This window comes from Caballeronia concitans (genome assembly GCF_001544615.1).
In the GTDB taxonomy this organism is placed as follows: Bacteria; Pseudomonadota; Gammaproteobacteria; order Burkholderiales; family Burkholderiaceae; genus Caballeronia; species Caballeronia concitans.
The window spans coordinates 95,775-114,442 of record NZ_FCNV02000006.1 but is presented as its reverse complement, the minus strand read 5'-3'; the positions used below and the strand labels follow the sequence as shown (position 1 = coordinate 114,442).

Sequence of the window (18,668 nt, the reverse complement as noted above, 5' to 3'; positions counted from 1 at the left end):
TAACATTCCCCGCGGTGCAAAACGCTGTGTGTAGACTTCGAGCAGTGTCTAACTTTGTGCGTTCGCATTTTGCCATATCGTTCCCTTGCAACGATAAAAATATCCCCGCACCCAGTCTGCTCGCAACCTTATGTGGTGCGTCCGCAACAAGAAAGGGACAGGAGACTGCGGTCGTCAGCGAAGGCGCCCCACATGCGCATTTCGCGTGCCCGAAATCCCTTTCCTGCATATTTCCGTCGCGGACGTTTGTACGCGACGGAAACGGGTGAGGCGGCATGATAGCCCGGCTTCATGACGAATTGCCGGAAAACGTTCCCCACTTTTTGTAAGTAATTGGTACGAGAGTGCGGCAGCGCCGTTTCGATCCGGAAACCGCGCTTTCGACGTCCGCTTTTGACGGTCCAACACTATGTATACGGCGACGGTCGGGCGCGAATATCTCGCATGGTAGAATCTCGTGATGCGCTGCGTTCGCGGCGCCGCAGCGTACGTCGGCTGCGCGCCTGCCCGGCGCGGGCCGCGCGGCCGGCGGATGGGGTGTCGCGAGTTTCCTGAGCGGTTTCCTGAGCGCGCTGCCGTGTCGCTGCTGCACAGTTGAAGACACGGATAATGGATCAATTCGCCAAAGAGACTCTGCCAATCTCCCTCGAGGAGGAAATGCGCCGTTCGTATCTCGATTACGCGATGAGCGTAATCGTCGGGCGTGCGCTTCCCGATGTCCGCGATGGCCTGAAGCCGGTGCATCGCCGGGCGCTGTACTCGATGCACGAACTGAACAACGACTGGAATCGCCCGTACAAAAAGTCGGCGCGTATCGTCGGGGACGTGATCGGTAAGTACCATCCGCACGGTGACGCGTCCGTCTACGAGACGATCGTTCGCATGGCGCAGCCGTTCTCGCTGCGCTACATGCTGGTGGACGGTCAGGGCAACTTCGGTTCCGTCGACGGCGACAACGCCGCGGCCATGCGTTACACCGAAATCCGCATGGCGAAGATCGGCCACGAGCTGCTGGCCGACATCGACAAGGAAACCGTCGACTTCGGTCCGAACTACGACGGCAGCGAAAGCGAGCCGCTCGTTCTCCCGGCGCGCATTCCCAATCTGCTGATCAACGGCTCGGCCGGCATCGCGGTCGGCATGGCGACGAACATTCCGCCGCATAACCTGCGCGAAATCGTCGACGCCTGTTTGCATCTGCTGAATACGCCCGAAGCCACCGTCGACGAACTCATTGAGATCGTGCCCGCGCCTGACTTCCCGACCGCCGGCATCATCTACGGCGTCGCGGGCGTGCGCGACGGCTATCGCACGGGGCGCGGGCGCGTCGTCATGCGCGCGGCCACGCACTTCGAGGAGATCGATCGCGGGCAGCGCATGGCGATCATCGTCGACGAGATTCCGTATCAGGTGAACAAGCGCACGCTGCTCGAGCGCATCGCCGAACTCGTCAACGAGAAGAAGATCGAGGGCATCTCCGACATTCGCGACGAATCCGACAAGAGCGGCATGCGCGTCGTGATCGAGCTGAAGCGCGGCGAAGTGCCGGAAGTCGTGCTGAACAACCTGTACAAGCAAACGCAGCTGCAGGACACGTTCGGCATGAACCTGGTCGCGCTCGTCGACGGCCAGCCGAAGCTCCTGAATCTGAAGGAAATGCTGGAGTGCTTCCTGTCGCACCGGCGGGAAGTGCTGACGCGGCGCACTGTATACGAACTGCGCAAGGCGCGCGATCGCGGGCACGTGCTCGAAGGTCTCGCCGTCGCGCTCGCGAACATCGACGAATTCATCGCGATCATCAAGGCCGCGCCGACGCCGCCCATCGCGAAGCAGGAGTTGATGAACCGTCCGTGGGACTCGTCGCTCGTGCGCGAAATGCTCACGCGCGCCGAAACCGAGGCTTCCGGCGGGCGCATCGCGTATCGGCCGGAAGGGCTCAATCCGGCGTACGGTCTGCAGGAAGACGGTCTCTACAAGCTGTCGGACGTGCAGGCGCAGGAAATCCTGCAGATGCGTCTGCAGCGCCTGACCGGTCTCGAACAGGACAAGATCGTCGGCGAATATCGCGACGTGATGGCGCAAATCGCCGATCTGCTCGATATCCTCGCGCGCCCGGAACGCATCCGTCAGATGATCGTCGACGAGCTCGGCCAGGTGCGTACCGAATTCGGCGACGAGCGCCGTTCGCGTATCGAAATGAACGCGACCGAGTTGAACACCGAAGACCTGATCACGCCGCAGGAAATGGTCGTGACCATGTCGCACGCGGGCTACGTGAAGTCGCAGCCGCTTTCCGAGTATCGCGCGCAGAAGCGCGGCGGTCGCGGCAAGCAGGCTACGCAGATGAAGGAAGACGACCTGATCGACACGCTGTTCATCGCGAACACGCACGATCACATGTTGTGCTTCTCGAACCGCGGCCGCGTCTACTGGATCAAGGTCTACGAAGTGCCGCAGGGCTCGCGCAACTCGCGCGGCCGTCCGATCGTCAACATGTTCCCGCTGCAGGACGGGGAAAAGATCAACGTTGTGCTGCCGGTCAAGGAATTCTCGGCGGACGCCTACGTGTTCATGGCGACCTCGCTCGGCACCGTCAAGAAGACGCCGCTCGAAGCATTCAGCCGGCCGCTCAAGAAGGGCATCATCGCGGTCGATCTGGACGAGGGCGACTACCTCGTCGGCGCAGCGATCACCGACGGCGCACACGACGTCATGCTGTTCTCCGACGCGGGCAAGGCCGTTCGCTTCGACGAGAACGACGTGCGTGCGATGGGCCGCGGCGCGCGCGGCGTGCGCGGCATGCAGCTCGAAGACGGGCAGCAGGTTATCGCAATGCTGGTCGCGGGCGGTGAAACGCAGTCGGTGCTGACGGCAACCGAGAACGGCTTCGGCAAGCGCACGCCGATCAACGAATACACGCGCCACGGCCGCGGCACGAAGGGCATGATCGCGATCCAGACTTCGGAGCGCAACGGCAAGGTCGTCGCGGCGACGCTCGTCGAGCCGGAAAGCGAGATCATGCTCATCACCACGGCAGGCGTGCTGATCCGCACCCGCGTTTCCGAGATACGCGAAATGGGGCGGGCAACCCAAGGTGTTACACTCATCAGCCTTGACGAAGGGACGAAGTTGTCGGGACTGCAGCATATCGCCGAGGCAGAGGCTGAAGCCGAACTCGACGAAGCCGATGCAGCCGCGAACGGCGCCGCGCCCACGCCGGGCGACACGGAAAACGGAGAGGGTGGCGAAACCGCCTGATATTTTTTGTGTCGCCGGTTTCTCGTTATCGCTTTTGTAAGCCTGGATTGGTTAAGCTGCGCGACGTGAGCTTCGTGCCGGCGCGGCGCTTCGCTTCCCGCGAAGCCGGCGTCGAGCGCATACCGGTATGCAAGGCGCGTCGCCAGGGCTGAACTGAATATTTTTTACAGGGAGTAATGATGCAAGGACGTTTCAAGCAGTGGATGTTGCTGGCCGCTTTCGTGCCGACTTTCGCGATGGCTCAGTCGCTTCAGAACCAGGCGCCGAACCAGGCGGCGGCGCCGGCCGCAGCAGCACCGGTTGATCCGGCCAAGCAAGCCGCGATCAAGGACCTGCTCGACGCAATCGACGCGCAAAAGCTCGTCGGCGCAATCGGCAACAGCGCACAGATGCAGGCAAAGCAGCTGGTCCCGGCAATCCTGTCGGACGCGCTGTCGGAAAACAAGTCGCTGAACGACAAGCAGAAGCAAGCCGCTGTTCCGACGCTGCAAAAGAACGCAGTGCCGAAGCTGGTTGACTCGGCAGGCCAGGTCTTCGCAACGGACAGCTTCCGTCAGGACGCCATGAAGGCTCAGTACGACGCCTACGCGAAGTACTACTCGACCGACGAGATCAAGGACCTGACGAACTTCTACAAGAGCACGACGGGCCGCAAGTTCATCCAGGTTCAGGACCAGGTTGGCCGCGACGTCGTGAACGGCCTGATGCAGAAGTACATGCCGCAAGCCATCAAGGCAACGCGCACGCAAGCGGATTCGGAAGTGGCAAGCGTCAAGCCGGCCAAGTAAGCTCGGACCTGCCGTCTGCGGGAATTCGCCGCCGGGGCATGCCGCCCCGCGCGTTGGCGGGTTTTCAAGACGATGCGATAATGGCTGTTTGCGCGCGAGCGCAAGCAGCCATTTCTTTTTCAGGCGCGGCGCGACGAAAGAGAGGAGCGGAACGTCTCTTCGCCAGTCCTTCTCCGGCCAGCGCCTGCCAATCAGGACCCTCAGATGCGCGTGTTCAATTTCTCCGCCGGCCCCGCCGCGATGCCCGAAGAAGTGTTGAGGCAAGCTGCCGATGAAATGCTCGACTGGCAAGGCAGCGGCATGAGCGTGATGGAAATGAGCCACCGCGGCGCCGAATTCATGTCGATCCACGAGGCCGCGCTCACCGACTTGCGCGAATTGCTGAACGTGCCGGCGTCGCATCGCATCTTGTTTTTGCAGGGCGGCGGCATCGGCGAAAACGCCATCGTGCCGATGAACATGCTCGGCACGAAGAAGACCGCGGATTTCGTTATCACCGGTTCGTGGTCGACGAAATCGTTCAAGGAAGCGCAGAAGTACTGCACGCCGCACTTGGCCGCCACCGGCAAGACCGAGCAGGGCTTTACGCGCGTGCCGGGCGTCGACGAATGGAAGCTGTCGGACGATCCCGCCTACGTGCATCTGTGTACCAACGAAACCATTGACGGCGTCGAAGCCTTCGACATCCCCGATCTCGGCGACATCCCGCTTGTCGCGGATGCGTCGTCGCATATCCTCTCGCGCCCGATGGACGTCGCGAAATACGGCGTGCTCTTCGGCGGCGCGCAGAAGAACATCGGTATGGCAGGCGTGACGGTCGTGATCGTGCGCGAAGATCTGCTGGACCGCGCGCTGGCCATTTGTCCGTCGGCGTTCGAATGGAAGACGGTCGCCGAGAACAATTCGATGTACAACACGCCGCCCACGTATGCCATCTACATCGCCGGGCTCGTCTTCAAGTGGCTGAAGAAGCAGGGCGGCCTGCAGGCGATCGAAGCGCGCAACGTCGAGAAGGCGAAGCTGCTGTACGACACCATCGATTCGAGCGATTTCTATATCAACAAGGTCGAGCGGCGGAACCGTTCGCGCATGAACGTGCCGTTCTTTCTCGCCGATGAATCGCGCAACACCGACTTCCTGGCCGGCGCAAAAGCGCGCGGCCTGTTGCAACTGAAGGGCCACAAGTCCGTCGGCGGCATGCGGGCATCGATTTACAACGCGGTGCCGGTCGAGGGCGTACGGGCCCTCGTCGAATACATGAAGGAATTCGAGCGCGAAAGCGCCTAATCCTCGCCTCAGACCTCAAAGCACCGCATGGACGACGATCTCAATTCAAGACTCAAACCGCTGCGCGAGCGCATCGACGCGCTCGACGCGCAACTCATCGCGTTGCTGAACCAGCGCGCTTCCGTCGCGCTCGAAGTCGGCGAAGTGAAGAAGCATTTCAACGCGCCGGTGTTCCGTCCCGAGCGCGAGATGCAGGTGATCGCGCGGCTGCAGGAAATGAGCGAAGGCCCGCTCGAAGACGATCACATCAGCGCGATCTGGCGCGAGATCATGGCGGCGAGCCGCTCGCTCGAACAGACCATTCGCGCCGCGTTCCTCGGGCCGGTCGGCACGTACAGCGAGCAGGCGATGTTCGAATACTTCGGCCATTCGATCGAAGGCATGCCGTGTCCGTCCATCGATGAAGTGTTCCGCTCCGTCGAGGCGGGCGCGGCGCAGTACGGCGTCGTGCCGGTCGAGAATTCAGCGGAAGGCGCGGTGTCGCGCACGCTGGATCTGCTGCTGCAAACGCAGTTGCTCATCGGCGGCGAACTCGCGTTGCCGATTCATCACAATCTGCTGACCGCATCCGGCACGCTCGACGGCGTCACGCGCGTGTGCGCGCATCCGCAGGCGCTCGCGCAATGCCAGCGCTGGCTCACGGCGCACGCGCCGCACCTCGAGCGGCAAGCGGTGTCGAGCAATGCGGAAGCGGCGCGCATCGCGGTGTCGGATCCGACGGTCGCGGCCATCGCCGGCGATCGCGCGGCCACGCATTACGGCCTGGGCGTCGTCGCGCCGATGATTCAGGACGATCCGCACAACCGCACGCGCTTCGTGATCATCGGCAAGCAGCCGACCGGCGCGAGCGGTCACGACCAGACTTCGCTCATCGTCTCGGTGGCGAACGAGCCGGGCGCGGTGTTCAAGCTGCTGGAACCGCTCGCGAAGCACGGCGTCTCCATGACGCGCTTCGAGTCGCGGCCCGCGCGCGTCGGCACGTGGGAGTATTACTTCTATATCGATGTGGAAGGCCATCGCGACGATGCCGCCGTCGCCGCCGCGCTCGATGAACTCGGTCAAAAGGCCGCGTTCCTGAAGATTCTCGGGTCGTATCCGCGCGCCCGGTAAAATCCGCGCTTTGAGCCGTTTGATCGTTCCGCGTCCTGGCGACGCGTTTTTCCCGGTGTTCCGTGACCGCGTTCACATTCAATAAACTGGTTATTTTCGGCGTCGGCCTGATCGGCGGCTCGCTCGCGCGCGCGTTGCGCGAACGGGCGGGGCTGGCGGGGCGCGTCGTCGGCGTCGGGCGCTCGGCACAGTCAGTGGCGCGCGCGCTGGAAATCGGCGTGATCGATGAAGCCGCCGCCCTCGACGACGACACCGCGCTCGCCCGCGCGCTCGAAGGCGCGGATGTGGTGCTGCTTGCCGCGCCGGTCGCGCAGACCGGGCCGCTGCTCGCGCGCATCGCGCCGTTTCTGGATGCGCGGACCATCGTGACCGACGCTGGCAGCACCAAGAGCGATGTTGTCGCGGCAGCGCGTTCGGCGCTCGGCGCCCGCGTCGCGCAGTTCGTGCCGGGGCATCCGATTGCCGGGCGCGAATCGAGCGGCGTCGATGCCGCATTGCCCGAGCTTTATGTCGATCGCAACGTGGTGCTGTGTCCGCTCGCCGAGAACGCGCCGGAAACGGTCGAGCGCATCGCGGCGATGTGGCGCGCGACCGGCGCGTGCGTGCGTCAGATTAGCGAGGGGCAGCACGATCGCGTGTTCGCGTCGGTGAGCCATTTGCCGCATGTGCTGTCGTTCGCGCTCGTCGAGCAGATTCTCGAAGCGCCCGACGCGCAACTCAAGTTTTCGTTCGCCGCGGGCGGTTTCCGCGATTTCACCCGCATCGCTGCGTCGAGCCCGGAAATGTGGCGCGACGTGTGCCTCGCGAATCGCACCGCGCTGCTCGCCGAACTCGATGCGTATACCGACGTGCTCGCGCGCTTTCGTGCGGCCATCGACGCATCCGACGGCGCGGCGCTCGAAGCGGCGTTCGCGCGTTCGCGCGTCGCACGTCAGGAATGGCAGGAACGCGGCGGCATCAGAAATTCCGGCGACGGCGATCGCGCCGCGAAATAAGCACATCCCAGGACACACCATGGAACATCTCGATCTCGGACCTTTTGCTCGCGCGTCCGGCACGGTGCGGCTGCCCGGCTCGAAGAGCATTTCGAACCGCGTGCTGCTGCTCGCGGCGCTGTCGGCGGGCGAAACCACGATCACCAATCTGCTCGATTCCGACGACACGCGCGTGATGCTCGCCGCGCTCGAAACGCTCGGCGTTTCGGTAGAGCGCGATGGCGAGCGCGTGATCGTGACCGGCACGGGCGGCGCGTTTCCGTCGAAATCGGCGGAGCTGTTTCTCGGTAACGCGGGCACGGCGGTGCGCCCGCTCACGGCGGCGCTGGCCGTCAACGGCGGCGAATATCGCGTGCACGGCGTGCCGCGCATGCACGAGCGGCCGATCGGCGATCTCGTCGACGGCTTGCGCCAGATCGGCGCGTCCATCGACTACGAGCAGAACGACGGCTTTCCGCCGCTTCAGATTCACGCGGCGAAGATCGCCGTCGACAAGCCGATCCGCGTGCGCGGCGACGTGTCGAGCCAGTTCCTCACCGCGCTCCTGATGAGCCTGCCCGTGATCGAAGGCCGCAGCGGTCCGGTCACGATCGAAGTCGAAGGCGAACTCATCTCGAAGCCGTACATCGAGATCACGATCCGGCTGATGGAACGCTTCGGCGTCACGGTCGAGCGCGACGGCTGGGCCAGCTTCACGGTGCCGGCGGGCGCGGGCTACCGTTCGCCGGGCGCGATCATGGTCGAAGGCGATGCGTCGTCGGCGTCGTATTTCCTCGCGGCGGGCGCGATCGGGCATGGCCCGGTGCGCGTCGAAGGCGTCGGGCGCTCGAGCATTCAGGGCGACGTCGGTTTCGCGGACGCGCTCAATCGCATGGGCGCGAACGTGATGATGGGCGACGACTGGATCGAAGTGCGCGGCGTCGAGTCGGACGACGGCCGGCTCGCGCCCATCGACATGGATTTCAACCTGATTCCCGACGCCGCGATGACAATCGCCGTGGCCGCGCTTTTCGCAAGCGGCACGACGACGCTGCGCAATATCGCGAGCTGGCGCGTGAAGGAAACGGACCGCATCGCCGCCATGGCGACGGAGCTGCGCAAGGTCGGCGCGACGGTCGAAGAGGGCGCGGATTACCTCGTCGTCACGCCTCCCGCCACGCTCACGCCGAACGCCGCGATCGACACCTACGACGATCACCGCATGGCCATGTGCTTCTCGCTCGTGAGTCTCGGCGGCGTGCCCGTGCGCATCAACGATCCGAAGTGCGTCAACAAGACGTTCCCCGATTATTTCGACCGTTTCGCGACGCTCGTGACGGCATGACCGGAGCGACGCATCGTGAAGCGCGACGATTTTCAGTTCAACGACCGCAACAACGGGCCTGATGGGCCACATGCAATGAAACCGACCCGTCCTTTCGACCCCATTTCAGTGATCACCATCGACGGGCCGACGGCTTCGGGCAAGGGAACCGTCGCGGCGCTGGTCGCGGCCACGCTCGGCTTCCACCTGCTCGACAGCGGCGCGCTCTACCGGCTCGCGGCGCTGGCGAGCATCCGCTACGGCATCGACAACGGCGACGCCGCCGCGCTTGCAAAACTCGTCGGCGACCTGCATATCACGTTTCGCGAAGGATGCGCGCAGCTCGACGGCGTCGATGTATCGAGCGAAATCCGGGCGGAAGAAGTCGGCAATCGCGCGTCCGCCATCGCCGTTCATCCGGAAGTGCGGCAGGCGCTGGTCGCCCGCCAGCGCGCGTTCCGCAAGCGTCCGGGCCTCGTCGCGGATGGTCGCGACATGGGCACCGTGATCTTCCCGGACGCCACGCTTAAGGTCTTTCTTACCGCGAGTGTCGAGGCCCGCGCGGCGCGACGGCATAAGCAATTGATGCAAAAAGGCTTTTCTGCTAATATGGATGACTTGCTGCGCGATTTGCGCGAACGCGACGCCCGGGACACCAACCGGGCCGCCGCGCCGCTCAAGCCCGCAGCGGATGCGAAGACGCTGGACACCTCCGGCTTGTCCATCGACCAGGCGGTCGAGCAGATCATCGGCTGGTACAGCGCGGTTCGCGTCTGATTTTTCGTGGTAGCCCAGTAGTATCTGTTGTAAAGCAAGGTGTTCCGCCGCGAGGCGGAGCGTGTGTTAAACCCTTTAACCCCGTGCGGCTTCGCGCACTTACCGGTCCAGCGCCCGGCAATCCGGACCACCGAGGACCATCGCGCCAAGGCTGTGCAAATATCGATTTTTATGTCCGACCTGCAAACCTCCACCCCGAATAACGAATCTTTCGCGGCTCTGTTCGAAGAGTCGCTGACCAAGCAAGACATGCGCGCCGGCGAAGTGATCTCCGCCGAAGTCGTGCGCGTCGACCACAACTTCGTGGTCGTCAATGCTGGTCTCAAGTCCGAAGCCTATATTCCGCTCGAAGAGTTCCTGAACGACGCGGGTGAAGTGGAAGTGCAGGCGGGCGACTTCGTTTCCGTCGCGATCGACGCGCTGGAAAACGGCTATGGCGACACCATTCTGTCGCGCGACAAGGCGAAGCGTCTTGCTTCGTGGCTGTCGCTGGAAAAGGCGCTGGACAACAACGAACTCGTGACCGGCACCATCACCGGCAAGGTGAAGGGCGGGATGACCGTGATGGTCAACGGCATCCGCGCGTTCCTGCCGGGTTCGCTCGTCGACACGCGTCCGGTCAAGGACACGACGCCGTACGAAGGCAAGACGCTCGAATTCCGCGTCATCAAGCTCGACCGCAAGCGTAACAACGTCGTGCTGTCGCGCCGCGCCGTCATCGAAGCGACGCAAGGCGAAGAGCGCGCGAAGCTGCTCGAGACGCTGAAGGAAGGCGCGATCGTCGAAGGCGTGGTCAAGAACATCACCGACTACGGCGCGTTCGTGGACCTCGGCGGCATCGACGGCCTGCTGCACATCACCGACATCGCATGGCGCCGTGTGCGTCACCCGTCGGAAGTGCTGTCGGTCGGCCAGGAAGTCACCGCGAAGATCCTCAAGTTCGACCAAGAGAAGAACCGCGTTTCGCTCGGCATCAAGCAACTGGGCGACGATCCGTGGGAAGGCATCTCGCGCCGTTACCCGTCGGGCACGCGCCTGTTCGGCAAGGTCACGAACATCACCGACTACGGCGCATTCGTCGAAGTGGAATCGGGCATCGAAGGCCTCGTCCACGTGTCGGAAATGGACTGGACCAACAAGAACGTCGCGCCGTCGAAGGTTGTTCAGCTCGGTGACGAAGTCGAAGTCATGGTTCTCGAAATCGACGAAGACCGCCGCCGTATCTCCCTCGGCATGAAGCAGTGCAAGCCGAATCCGTGGGATGACTTCAGCCGCAACTTCAAGAAGGGCGACAAGATCAGCGGCGCCATCAAGTCGATCACCGACTTCGGCGTGTTCATCGGTCTGCCTGGCGGCATCGACGGTCTGGTTCACTTGTCGGATCTGTCGTGGTCGGAAACCGGCGAAGAAGCCGTACGCAAGTACAAGAAGGGCGACGAAGTCGAAGCCGTGGTTCTGGGCATCGACGTCGAGAAGGAACGCATTTCGCTCGGCATCAAGCAGCTCGAAGGCGACCCGTTCAGCAACTTTGTCGCGATCAACGACAAGGGCGCTATCGTCGACGGCACGGTGAAGTCGGTCGATCCGAAGGGCGCGGTCATCACGCTGTCGGGCGAAGTCGAAGGCTACCTGCGTGCTTCGGAAATCGCTCAAGACCGCGTGGAAGATGCCCGCAACGTCCTGAAGGAAGGCGACAAGGTCAACGCGATGATCATCAACATCGATCGCAAGTCGCGCGGTATCAACCTGTCGATCAAGGCGAAGGATTCGGCCGAACAGCAGGAAGCCATGCGCGGCCTGCAGGCTTCGGATTCGAACGCCGCCGCGACCGGTACGACCAACCTCGGCGCGCTGCTCAAGGCCAAGCTCGACGGCCAGAACAGCTAAGCCTTAAAGGCACTGCTGCAGTATGACCAAAAGTGAATTGGTCGCCCAGTTGGCGCTGCGATTTCCGCAACTTGTCCTCAAGGACGCGGATTTCGCAGTGAAGACGATGCTCGATGCGATGTCGGAGGCCTTGGCCAACGGTCATCGCATCGAGATTCGCGGCTTCGGCAGCTTCGGGCTCAATCGTCGTCCGTCGCGCGTGGGGCGCAATCCCAAGTCGGGTGAAAAGGTGCTGGTGCCGGAGAAATTCGTGCCGCACTTCAAGCCGGGCAAGGAATTGCGCGAACGCGTCGATGGCCGCGCGGGCGAGCCGCTGAAGGCGTCGAATGACGACGATGCGGACGATCTCTGATCGGCGCGCATCCGTGCCGACCGGTTCCTGCGTACGTGGGAACACCGATCGTCGCGACGTCCGGCCATGAGGCAATCGACCAGAAAGCACCCCTCGGGGTGCTTTTTTTACGTCCGCCGCGAGCGCTTCGCGTCGACGTTACCGTCCGCACGTTCGGTAGCGCACACAGACGCTTACATTCCGGCCGAGGCGTTGCCCGTGCTTCGATGCTTCCGGTCGAACGCATACATTACAATACCGGTCACTTTGACTCGGGTAATCACGTAGGCCGACCGGCGGGAAGGCCGCGAGATGCAACCGCTCTTGCGAGACCCCACATGAAATTCATTGTCTGGCTGATCCGCGTTCTGGTCTTCGTGCTGCTGCTGGTGCTGGCGCTCGCCAATACCCAGACGGCGGAACTGAGGTTTCTCGCAGGCTATGTCTGGCAAGCGCCGCTGATTCTCATCGGGCTCGCGTTCTTCGGCGTGGGCCTGCTGGCGGGGCTCGTCTCGGCAGTCACGCCGATGCTGCGCCTGCGCATGGAGAACGGCCGCCTGAAGCGCGAATTGCGCGTTGCGCGCGAAACGCCGGTGGTCAGGGAAGAACCGCCGATGCCGCCGCTCATCTGAGCATCGTTCGCCACGACGACGCGGCGGGCTTCGCAAGCGCCTTAAAGACTGCGAAACGGCAGACACCTAACCGACTCAACGACAAACTCGCATGGATCTAGACTTTTGGTGGCTGCTCGTCATCCCCGTGGCCTTCGCGCTGGGCTGGATGGCGTCGCGTTACGATCTGAAAACGCTGCTGTCGGAGAATGCGAATTTGCCGCGCTCGTACTTTCGCGGCCTCAATTTCCTGCTCAACGAGCAGCACGACAAAGCGATCGACGCGTTCATCGAAGTCGCCAAGCTCGATCCCGAAACCATCGAACTGCACTTCGCGCTCGGCAATCTGTTTCGCCGGCGCGGCGAGACGGACCGCGCGATCCGCGTGCATCAGAACTTGTTGAGCCGCGCGGATCTTCCCGCCGCCGAACGCGATCACGCGCTGTATGAACTCGGCCAGGACTTCCTGAAGGCGGGTCTCCTCGATCGCGCCGAAGAGACGTTCCGGTCGCTCGAAGCGGGCGAATACTCGCTCGGCGCACAGCGCGCGCTGCTCACCATTTACGAGATCGAAAAGGACTGGCCGAAGTCCATCGCGACCGCGGAGCGCATCGAGAAGATGGGCGCGCCTTCCTTGCATATGGAAATCGCGCATTTCCATTGCGAGCTCGCGCAGGAAGCGCTGCAACGCAAGAATCTCGACGATGCGCGCGCCGAACTGAAGCTCGCGCTGGCATCGAATCCGGACAACGTGCGCGCGACCATTCTCGCCGGCGATGTCGAAGCCGCCGCCGGCAATCTCGACGCCGCGATCGCGGGATGGAAGCGCGTCGAAGCGCAGAACGAGGCGTATCTGCCGCTCGTCGCGGAAAAGCTGATGAAGGCATACGCCGCGCTCGGGCGCAAGGAAGAGGGCGTCGATCTGTTGATCGACTACGCGACGCGCTATCCGTCGAACGATCTGCTCGATGTCGCGTACAAGCACGTTCAGGAACTGCGCGGCCTCGATGCGGCGCACGCGCTCGCACGCAGGCAGATGCAAAGCGCGCCGAATCTCGCCGGCATGACGCGCCTGCTCGAAGCACAGGAAGCGACCGCCGAAGAACCGCGCCGAGGCGAACTGGAACTGATGCGCACGCTCGTCAGGCAGCGCACGAAGAATTTGCCGCGATATACCTGTCAGACGTGCGGCTTCCGCGCGCGTCTATTCTATTGGCAATGTCCTGGATGCAGCGGCTGGGAAACTTACACGCCGCGACGCGTCGAACCCATCACGAGCCCGGCCTGAATCGCCATGAAGGCGGGCGTGTTCTTCTCAACGCCCGCCACGGCCGGCTCCTTTGAACCAACGGAGAGCTATGAAAGTTACCATCGTGGGTACGGGTTATGTCGGTCTGGTGACCGGCGCATGTCTCGCTGAAATTGGCAATGATGTGTTTTGCGTCGACGTCGATCCGCGCAAGATCGATATCCTCAACAGTGGCGGCGTGCCGATTCACGAGCCGGGCCTTCAGGAAATGCTCAAGCGCACCCGTGCAGCGGGGCGCATCCAGTTCTCCACCGACGTCAAGGCGAGCGTCGAACATGGCGATATCCAGTTCATCGCGGTCGGCACGCCGCCCGACGAAGACGGCTCCGCGGACCTGCAGTACGTGCTCGCGGCGGCGCGCAACATCGGGCGCTATTCGAACGGCTTCAAGGTGATCGTCGACAAGTCGACGGTGCCGGTGGGCACGGCGCTTCAAGTGAAGCGCGTGGTCGAAGAAGAGCTGAAGGCGCGTGGTCTCGATGGCGCGGACAAGCACGGCTTTTCCGTCGTATCGAATCCGGAGTTCCTGAAGGAAGGCGCGGCGGTGGACGACTTCATGCGACCGGATCGCATCGTGATCGGCATCGACGACGATCAGGCCGGCAATCGCGCGCGCGAAATGATGAAGCGCCTCTACGCGCCGTTCAACCGCAATCACGAGCGCACGCTGTACATGGACGTGCGTTCCGCCGAGTTCACGAAGTACGCCGCGAACGCCATGCTCGCCACGCGCATCTCGTTCATGAACGACCTCTCGAATCTCGCGGATGCCGTCGGCGCGGATATCGAATCGGTGCGTCGCGGTATTGGCTCGGACCCGCGAATCGGCTATCACTTTTTGTATGCGGGCTGCGGTTACGGCGGCTCGTGCTTCCCGAAGGACGTGCAGGCGCTCGTGCAGACGGCGCGCGAGAACGGGCATCGGCTGCGGATTCTCGAATCCGTGGAAGAGGTCAACAACGGCCAGAAGGAAGTGCTCGTCAACAAGATCGTCAAGCGCATGGGCGAGGACCTGCGCGGCCGCACGTTCGCCGTGTGGGGACTCGCGTTCAAGCCGAACACGGACGACATGCGCGAGGCGTCGAGCCGCCGCCTGATCGCGTCGCTGCTGGAGCGCGGCGCGACGGTGCGCGCGTATGATCCCGTTGCGATGCAGGAAGCGCAGCGCGTCTTCGCGCTCGATCTTGCCGACCGCAACGACGACATGCAGCGTCTCAATTTCGTCAACACGCAGCAGGAAGCGTTGACGGGCGCGGATGCGCTCGTCATCGTGACGGAGTGGAAGGAATTCAAGAGCCCCGACTTCGGGCACTTGAAGAGCGAGCTGAAGATGCCGGTGATCTTCGACGGCCGCAATCTGTATGAACCGGAAACGATGGCCGAACTGGGCATCGATTATTTTGCAATAGGACGTCCCCATGTCGAACTCGACGGCAATGGCAGCCGGCAATAAGCCGGCCAATATCCCTGTGGTGCCGCGCGCCCGCATTTCGGCGGCGCGCGTGCTGGTGGTCGGCGATGTGATGCTCGACCGGTACTGGTTCGGCGATGTGAACCGCATCTCGCCCGAAGCGCCGGTGCCGGTCGTGCACGTGCAGAAGAAGGAAGATCGACTGGGCGGCGCGGCGAACGTCGCGCGCAACGCGGCGGCGCTCGGCGCCCAGGCGGGCCTGCTCTGCGTGGTGGGACATGACGAACCGGGCGAGCGCATCGTCGAATTGCTCGGCGAGAGCAAGGTGACGGGGCATCTCGCCCGCGATCCCGAACTGCTCACGACCATCAAGCTGCGCGTGTTGTCGCGCCAGCAGCAACTGCTGCGCGTCGATTTCGAGAACACGCCGAATCACGAAGTGCTGCGCGCGTGCCAGGAACGCTTCGCGGAACTGCTGCCGCAGCACGACGTCATCCTGATGTCCGATTACGCGAAGGGCGGCCTGACGCACGTCACGCAGATGATCAGCGACGCCAAAGCCGCCGGCAAACCCGTGCTCGTCGATCCGAAGGGCGACGACTGGGAGCGCTATCGCGGCGCGACGCTCATCACGCCGAATCGCGCGGAGTTGCGCGAAGTGATCGGCCAGTGGAAGTCGGAAGAAGACTTGCACGAACGGGTGACGAAGCTGCGCGCGGACCTCGACCTGAGCGCGCTCCTGCTCACGCGTTCGGAAGAGGGCATGACGCTCTTCACCGAGAGCGAAGTGCTGCACAATTCGGCCGAAGCGCGTGAAGTGTATGATGTATCGGGTGCCGGCGACACCGTCATTGCAACGGTTGCAACGATGCTCGGCGCGGGCGTGCCGCTCGTGGACTCCATCGTCTACGCCAATCGCGCGGCGGGTATCGTCGTGGGCAAGCTCGGCACGGCGACCGTCGAATACAACGAACTCTTCGCCTGATCCACTTCCACACATCGCCATGACTTTTATCGTTACCGGAGCGGCCGGCTTCATCGGCAGCAATATCGTCAAGGCGCTCAACGAGCGCGGTGAGCATCGCGTGATCGCGGTGGACAACCTCACCCGCGCCGACAAATTCAAGAATCTGGTCGATTGCGAGATCGACGATTACCTCGACAAGAGCGAATTCGTCGAGCGTTTTCGTCGCGGCGATTTTGGCCGCGTGCGTGCCGTTTTCCACGAAGGCGCCTGTTCGGACACGATGGAAACCGACGGCCGCTACATGATGGACAACAACTTCCGCTACAGCCGGGACGTGATGGACATCTGTCTCGAGCAGGGCGCGCAGTTTCTGTACGCGTCGTCGGCGGCGACTTACGGCGGTTCGAGCCGCTTCGTCGAAGAGCGTGAAGTCGAGAAGCCGCTCAACGTGTACGGCTATTCGAAGTTCCTGTTCGATCAGATCGTGCGTCAGGTCTTGCCGAAGGCGGGCAGTCAGATCGTCGGCTTTCGCTACTTCAACGTCTACGGGCCGCGTGAAACGCATAAAGGGCGCATGGCGTCCGTCGCGTTCCACAACTTCAACCAGTTCCGCGCGGAAGGCAAGGTCAAGTTGTTCGGCGAATACAACGGTTATGCGGCGGGCGAGCAGACGCGCGATTTCGTCTCCGTCGAAGACGTGGTGAAGGTCAATCTGCACTTCCTCGATCATCCGGAGAAGTCGGGCATCTTCAACCTCGGCACGGGGCGCGCGCAGCCGTTCAACGACATCGCGTCCACCGTCGTCAATTCGCTGCGGGCGATGAACGGCGAAGCGGCGCTGTCGCTCGCCGAACTGGTGCAGCGCGGGCTGATCGAGTACGTTCCGTTCCCCGACGCGCTGCGCGGCAAGTACCAATGCTTCACGCAAGCCGATCAATCGCGCTTGCGCGCAGCCGGCTACGACGCGCCGTTTTTGACCGTTCAGGAAGGCGTTGATCGCTACGTGCGTTGGCTATTCGGCCAGCTATAAACGGCCTCGAAGTCTCTCTACACTGGTCTCGCGGTCGGCACTGTTCGCCGGCCGGTTCTTCTGGAGACCAGTATGTTCAAGCAAGCACTCTCAACCATCGTCGCGTTCGCGCTCACCCTTTCCATCGGGTCGGCGCTCGCGGCGGTCGACGTCAATACCGCCAATACCGATGCACTGCGCGGCATCAAGGGCATCGGTCCGGCGAAAGCGAAAGCCATTCTCGACGAGCGTCAGGCGCACGGCCCGTTCAAGGACGCGGCCGATCTCAGCTCGCGTGTGAAAGGCATGGGCGGCAAGACGGTGCAGCGTCTGGAGGCGGAGGGCCTGAGCATCGGCAACGCGCCGAAGACGGCAGCGGCGGGGACTAACGGCGCTAACGGCGTCAACGCGACGCCGGTGGCGTCGTCGTCGGCGTCGAAGCCGGTTGTCGTCAAGAAGTAAGCAGCGCGGCGTGCCGGCGCAGCGTCGGCGCCGGCACGCCGGATCGGATCACGCTCCTTCAGCCTTCAGATGTATTGGGCTCCCCGCGGCTTTGTCTCGCCGCGGGTTTTTGCGTGAGCGCGGAAGCCATCCGCGCGAGAGGGGCGCGACGCATCCGGGAGACCGGTGGGCTACAATCGATCAATTCCTACATCACAATCCCCCGAGCGCCGCCGATGCGTTCGCCGCGGGAATCGACATCCGGTCCGCTTATGGCTTACATGACTATCGAAGACACGATCGGCAACACGCCGCTCGTGCAACTCGTCCGCGTCGTGGACGATGAAATCCGCAGCCGCAACAACGTCGTGCTCGGCAAGCTCGAGGGCAATAACCCGGCGGGCTCGGTGAAGGACCGTCCGGCCCTGTCGATGATCAGGAAAGCTGAAGAGCGCGGCCGCATCAAGCCGGGCGATACGCTGATCGAAGCGACGAGCGGCAACACGGGCATCGCGCTCGCCATGGCCGCCGCCGTGCGCGGCTACAAGATGGTGCTGATCATGCCGGAGGATTTGTCGATCGAACGTCGCCAGAGCATGGGCGCGTACGGTGCGCAGATCATCCTGACGCCAGTGACGGGCGGCATGGAATACGCGCGCGATCTCGCCGATCAGATGCAGCGCGACGGCAAGGGCATCATCCTCGATCAGTTCGCGAATCCGGACAATCCGCTCGCGCACTACGAAACGACGGGTCCTGAACTCTGGCAGCAGACCGAAGGGCGCATCACGCACTTCGTTTCGTCGATGGGCACGACGGGCACGATCATGGGCGTGTCGAAGTATCTGAAAGAGAAGAACGCGAATATCGAGATCGTCGGCGCGCAGCCGGAAGAAGGCTCGCGCATTCCGGGCATTCGCAAATGGCCGGAAGCGTATCTGCCGAAGATTTTTGATCGCAGCCGTGTCGATCGCGTGGAGAACGTGAGTCAGGCGGCGTCGGAGGCGATGGCTCGCCGGCTCGCATCGGTGGAAGGCATCTTCGCCGGCATTTCGTCGGGCGGCGCGTGTGAAGTCGCGCTGCGCGTGGCGCGTCAGTTGGAAAACGCGACCATCGTGTTCGTCGTGTGCGATCGCGGCGACCGCTATCTGTCGACGGGCGTCTTCCCCGCCTGAACGAATAAC

16 protein-coding genes are annotated in these 18,668 nt (G+C 63.1%); all 16 read left to right on the top strand.

Annotation, left to right across the window (positions count from 1 at the left end; all coding sequences use genetic code 11):
* Nucleotides 1–609 precede the first annotated feature (609 nt).
* The gene (gyrA, locus tag AWB72_RS16175; protein WP_087128268.1) at nt 610–3,258 is read left to right on the top strand and encodes a DNA gyrase subunit A; all 2,649 of its coding nucleotides are present in this window, start codon (nt 610–612) and stop codon (nt 3,256–3,258) included.
* A gap of 179 nt (nt 3,259–3,437) precedes the next feature.
* Nucleotides 3,438–4,046: a DUF2059 domain-containing protein gene (locus AWB72_RS16170; protein WP_040049557.1), complete on the top strand. Its 609-nt coding sequence runs from the start codon at nt 3,438–3,440 to the stop codon at nt 4,044–4,046.
* A gap of 204 nt (nt 4,047–4,250) precedes the next feature.
* Nucleotides 4,251–5,333, top strand: a complete 1,083-nt coding sequence (gene serC, locus AWB72_RS16165; protein ID WP_087128265.1) for a 3-phosphoserine/phosphohydroxythreonine transaminase — start codon at nt 4,251–4,253, stop codon at nt 5,331–5,333.
* Between the two features lie 27 nt (nt 5,334–5,360).
* On the top strand, nt 5,361–6,443 hold the full coding sequence (pheA, locus tag AWB72_RS16160) for a prephenate dehydratase (protein WP_087128263.1): 1,083 nt from the start codon (nt 5,361–5,363) through the stop codon (nt 6,441–6,443).
* Between the two features lie 62 nt (nt 6,444–6,505).
* Nucleotides 6,506–7,438 (top strand): prephenate dehydrogenase, encoded by a 933-nt coding sequence (locus AWB72_RS16155; protein WP_087128261.1) that lies wholly within the window; start codon nt 6,506–6,508, stop codon nt 7,436–7,438.
* A gap of 19 nt (nt 7,439–7,457) precedes the next feature.
* Nucleotides 7,458–8,762 (top strand): 3-phosphoshikimate 1-carboxyvinyltransferase, encoded by a 1,305-nt coding sequence (aroA, locus tag AWB72_RS16150; protein WP_087128259.1) that lies wholly within the window; start codon nt 7,458–7,460, stop codon nt 8,760–8,762.
* Nucleotides 8,763–8,837: 75 nt separating this feature from the next.
* Nucleotides 8,838–9,518, top strand: coding sequence for a (d)CMP kinase (gene cmk, locus AWB72_RS16145; protein WP_087128384.1), 681 nt, complete (start codon nt 8,838–8,840; stop codon nt 9,516–9,518).
* Between the two features lie 153 nt (nt 9,519–9,671).
* Complete coding sequence (gene rpsA / locus AWB72_RS16140; protein ID WP_208863151.1) at nt 9,672–11,405, top strand: 30S ribosomal protein S1; 1,734 nt, start codon at nt 9,672–9,674, stop codon at nt 11,403–11,405.
* 22 nt (nt 11,406–11,427) lie between these two features.
* Nucleotides 11,428–11,757, top strand: a complete 330-nt coding sequence (locus AWB72_RS16135; RefSeq protein WP_035959682.1) for an integration host factor subunit beta — start codon at nt 11,428–11,430, stop codon at nt 11,755–11,757.
* Between the two features lie 317 nt (nt 11,758–12,074).
* Nucleotides 12,075–12,368, top strand: coding sequence for a LapA family protein (locus AWB72_RS16130; protein WP_040051333.1), 294 nt, complete (start codon nt 12,075–12,077; stop codon nt 12,366–12,368).
* 91 nt (nt 12,369–12,459) lie between these two features.
* The gene (lapB, locus tag AWB72_RS16125) at nt 12,460–13,635 is read left to right on the top strand and encodes a lipopolysaccharide assembly protein LapB (RefSeq protein ID WP_040051334.1); all 1,176 of its coding nucleotides are present in this window, start codon (nt 12,460–12,462) and stop codon (nt 13,633–13,635) included.
* Nucleotides 13,636–13,705: 70 nt separating this feature from the next.
* Nucleotides 13,706–15,109, top strand: a complete 1,404-nt coding sequence (locus AWB72_RS16120) for a UDP-glucose dehydrogenase family protein (protein WP_040051335.1) — start codon at nt 13,706–13,708, stop codon at nt 15,107–15,109.
* Complete coding sequence (gene rfaE1, locus AWB72_RS16115) at nt 15,075–16,052, top strand: D-glycero-beta-D-manno-heptose-7-phosphate kinase (protein ID WP_244285648.1); 978 nt, start codon at nt 15,075–15,077, stop codon at nt 16,050–16,052. Before AWB72_RS16120 ends, rfaE1 begins: the two co-directional genes overlap by 35 nt.
* 19 nt (nt 16,053–16,071) lie before the next feature.
* The gene (rfaD, locus tag AWB72_RS16110) at nt 16,072–17,064 is read left to right on the top strand and encodes an ADP-glyceromanno-heptose 6-epimerase (RefSeq protein ID WP_087128254.1); all 993 of its coding nucleotides are present in this window, start codon (nt 16,072–16,074) and stop codon (nt 17,062–17,064) included.
* 72 nt (nt 17,065–17,136) lie between these two features.
* Nucleotides 17,137–17,505 carry a ComEA family DNA-binding protein gene (locus tag AWB72_RS16105; RefSeq protein ID WP_087128252.1) on the top strand — a complete coding sequence of 123 codons (369 nt, stop codon included), beginning with the start codon at nt 17,137–17,139 and terminating at the stop codon, nt 17,503–17,505.
* A 251-nt stretch (nt 17,506–17,756) separates the two neighbouring features.
* Nucleotides 17,757–18,659, top strand: coding sequence for a cysteine synthase CysM (gene cysM, locus AWB72_RS16100; RefSeq protein ID WP_087128250.1), 903 nt, complete (start codon nt 17,757–17,759; stop codon nt 18,657–18,659).
* Nucleotides 18,660–18,668 lie beyond the last annotated feature (9 nt).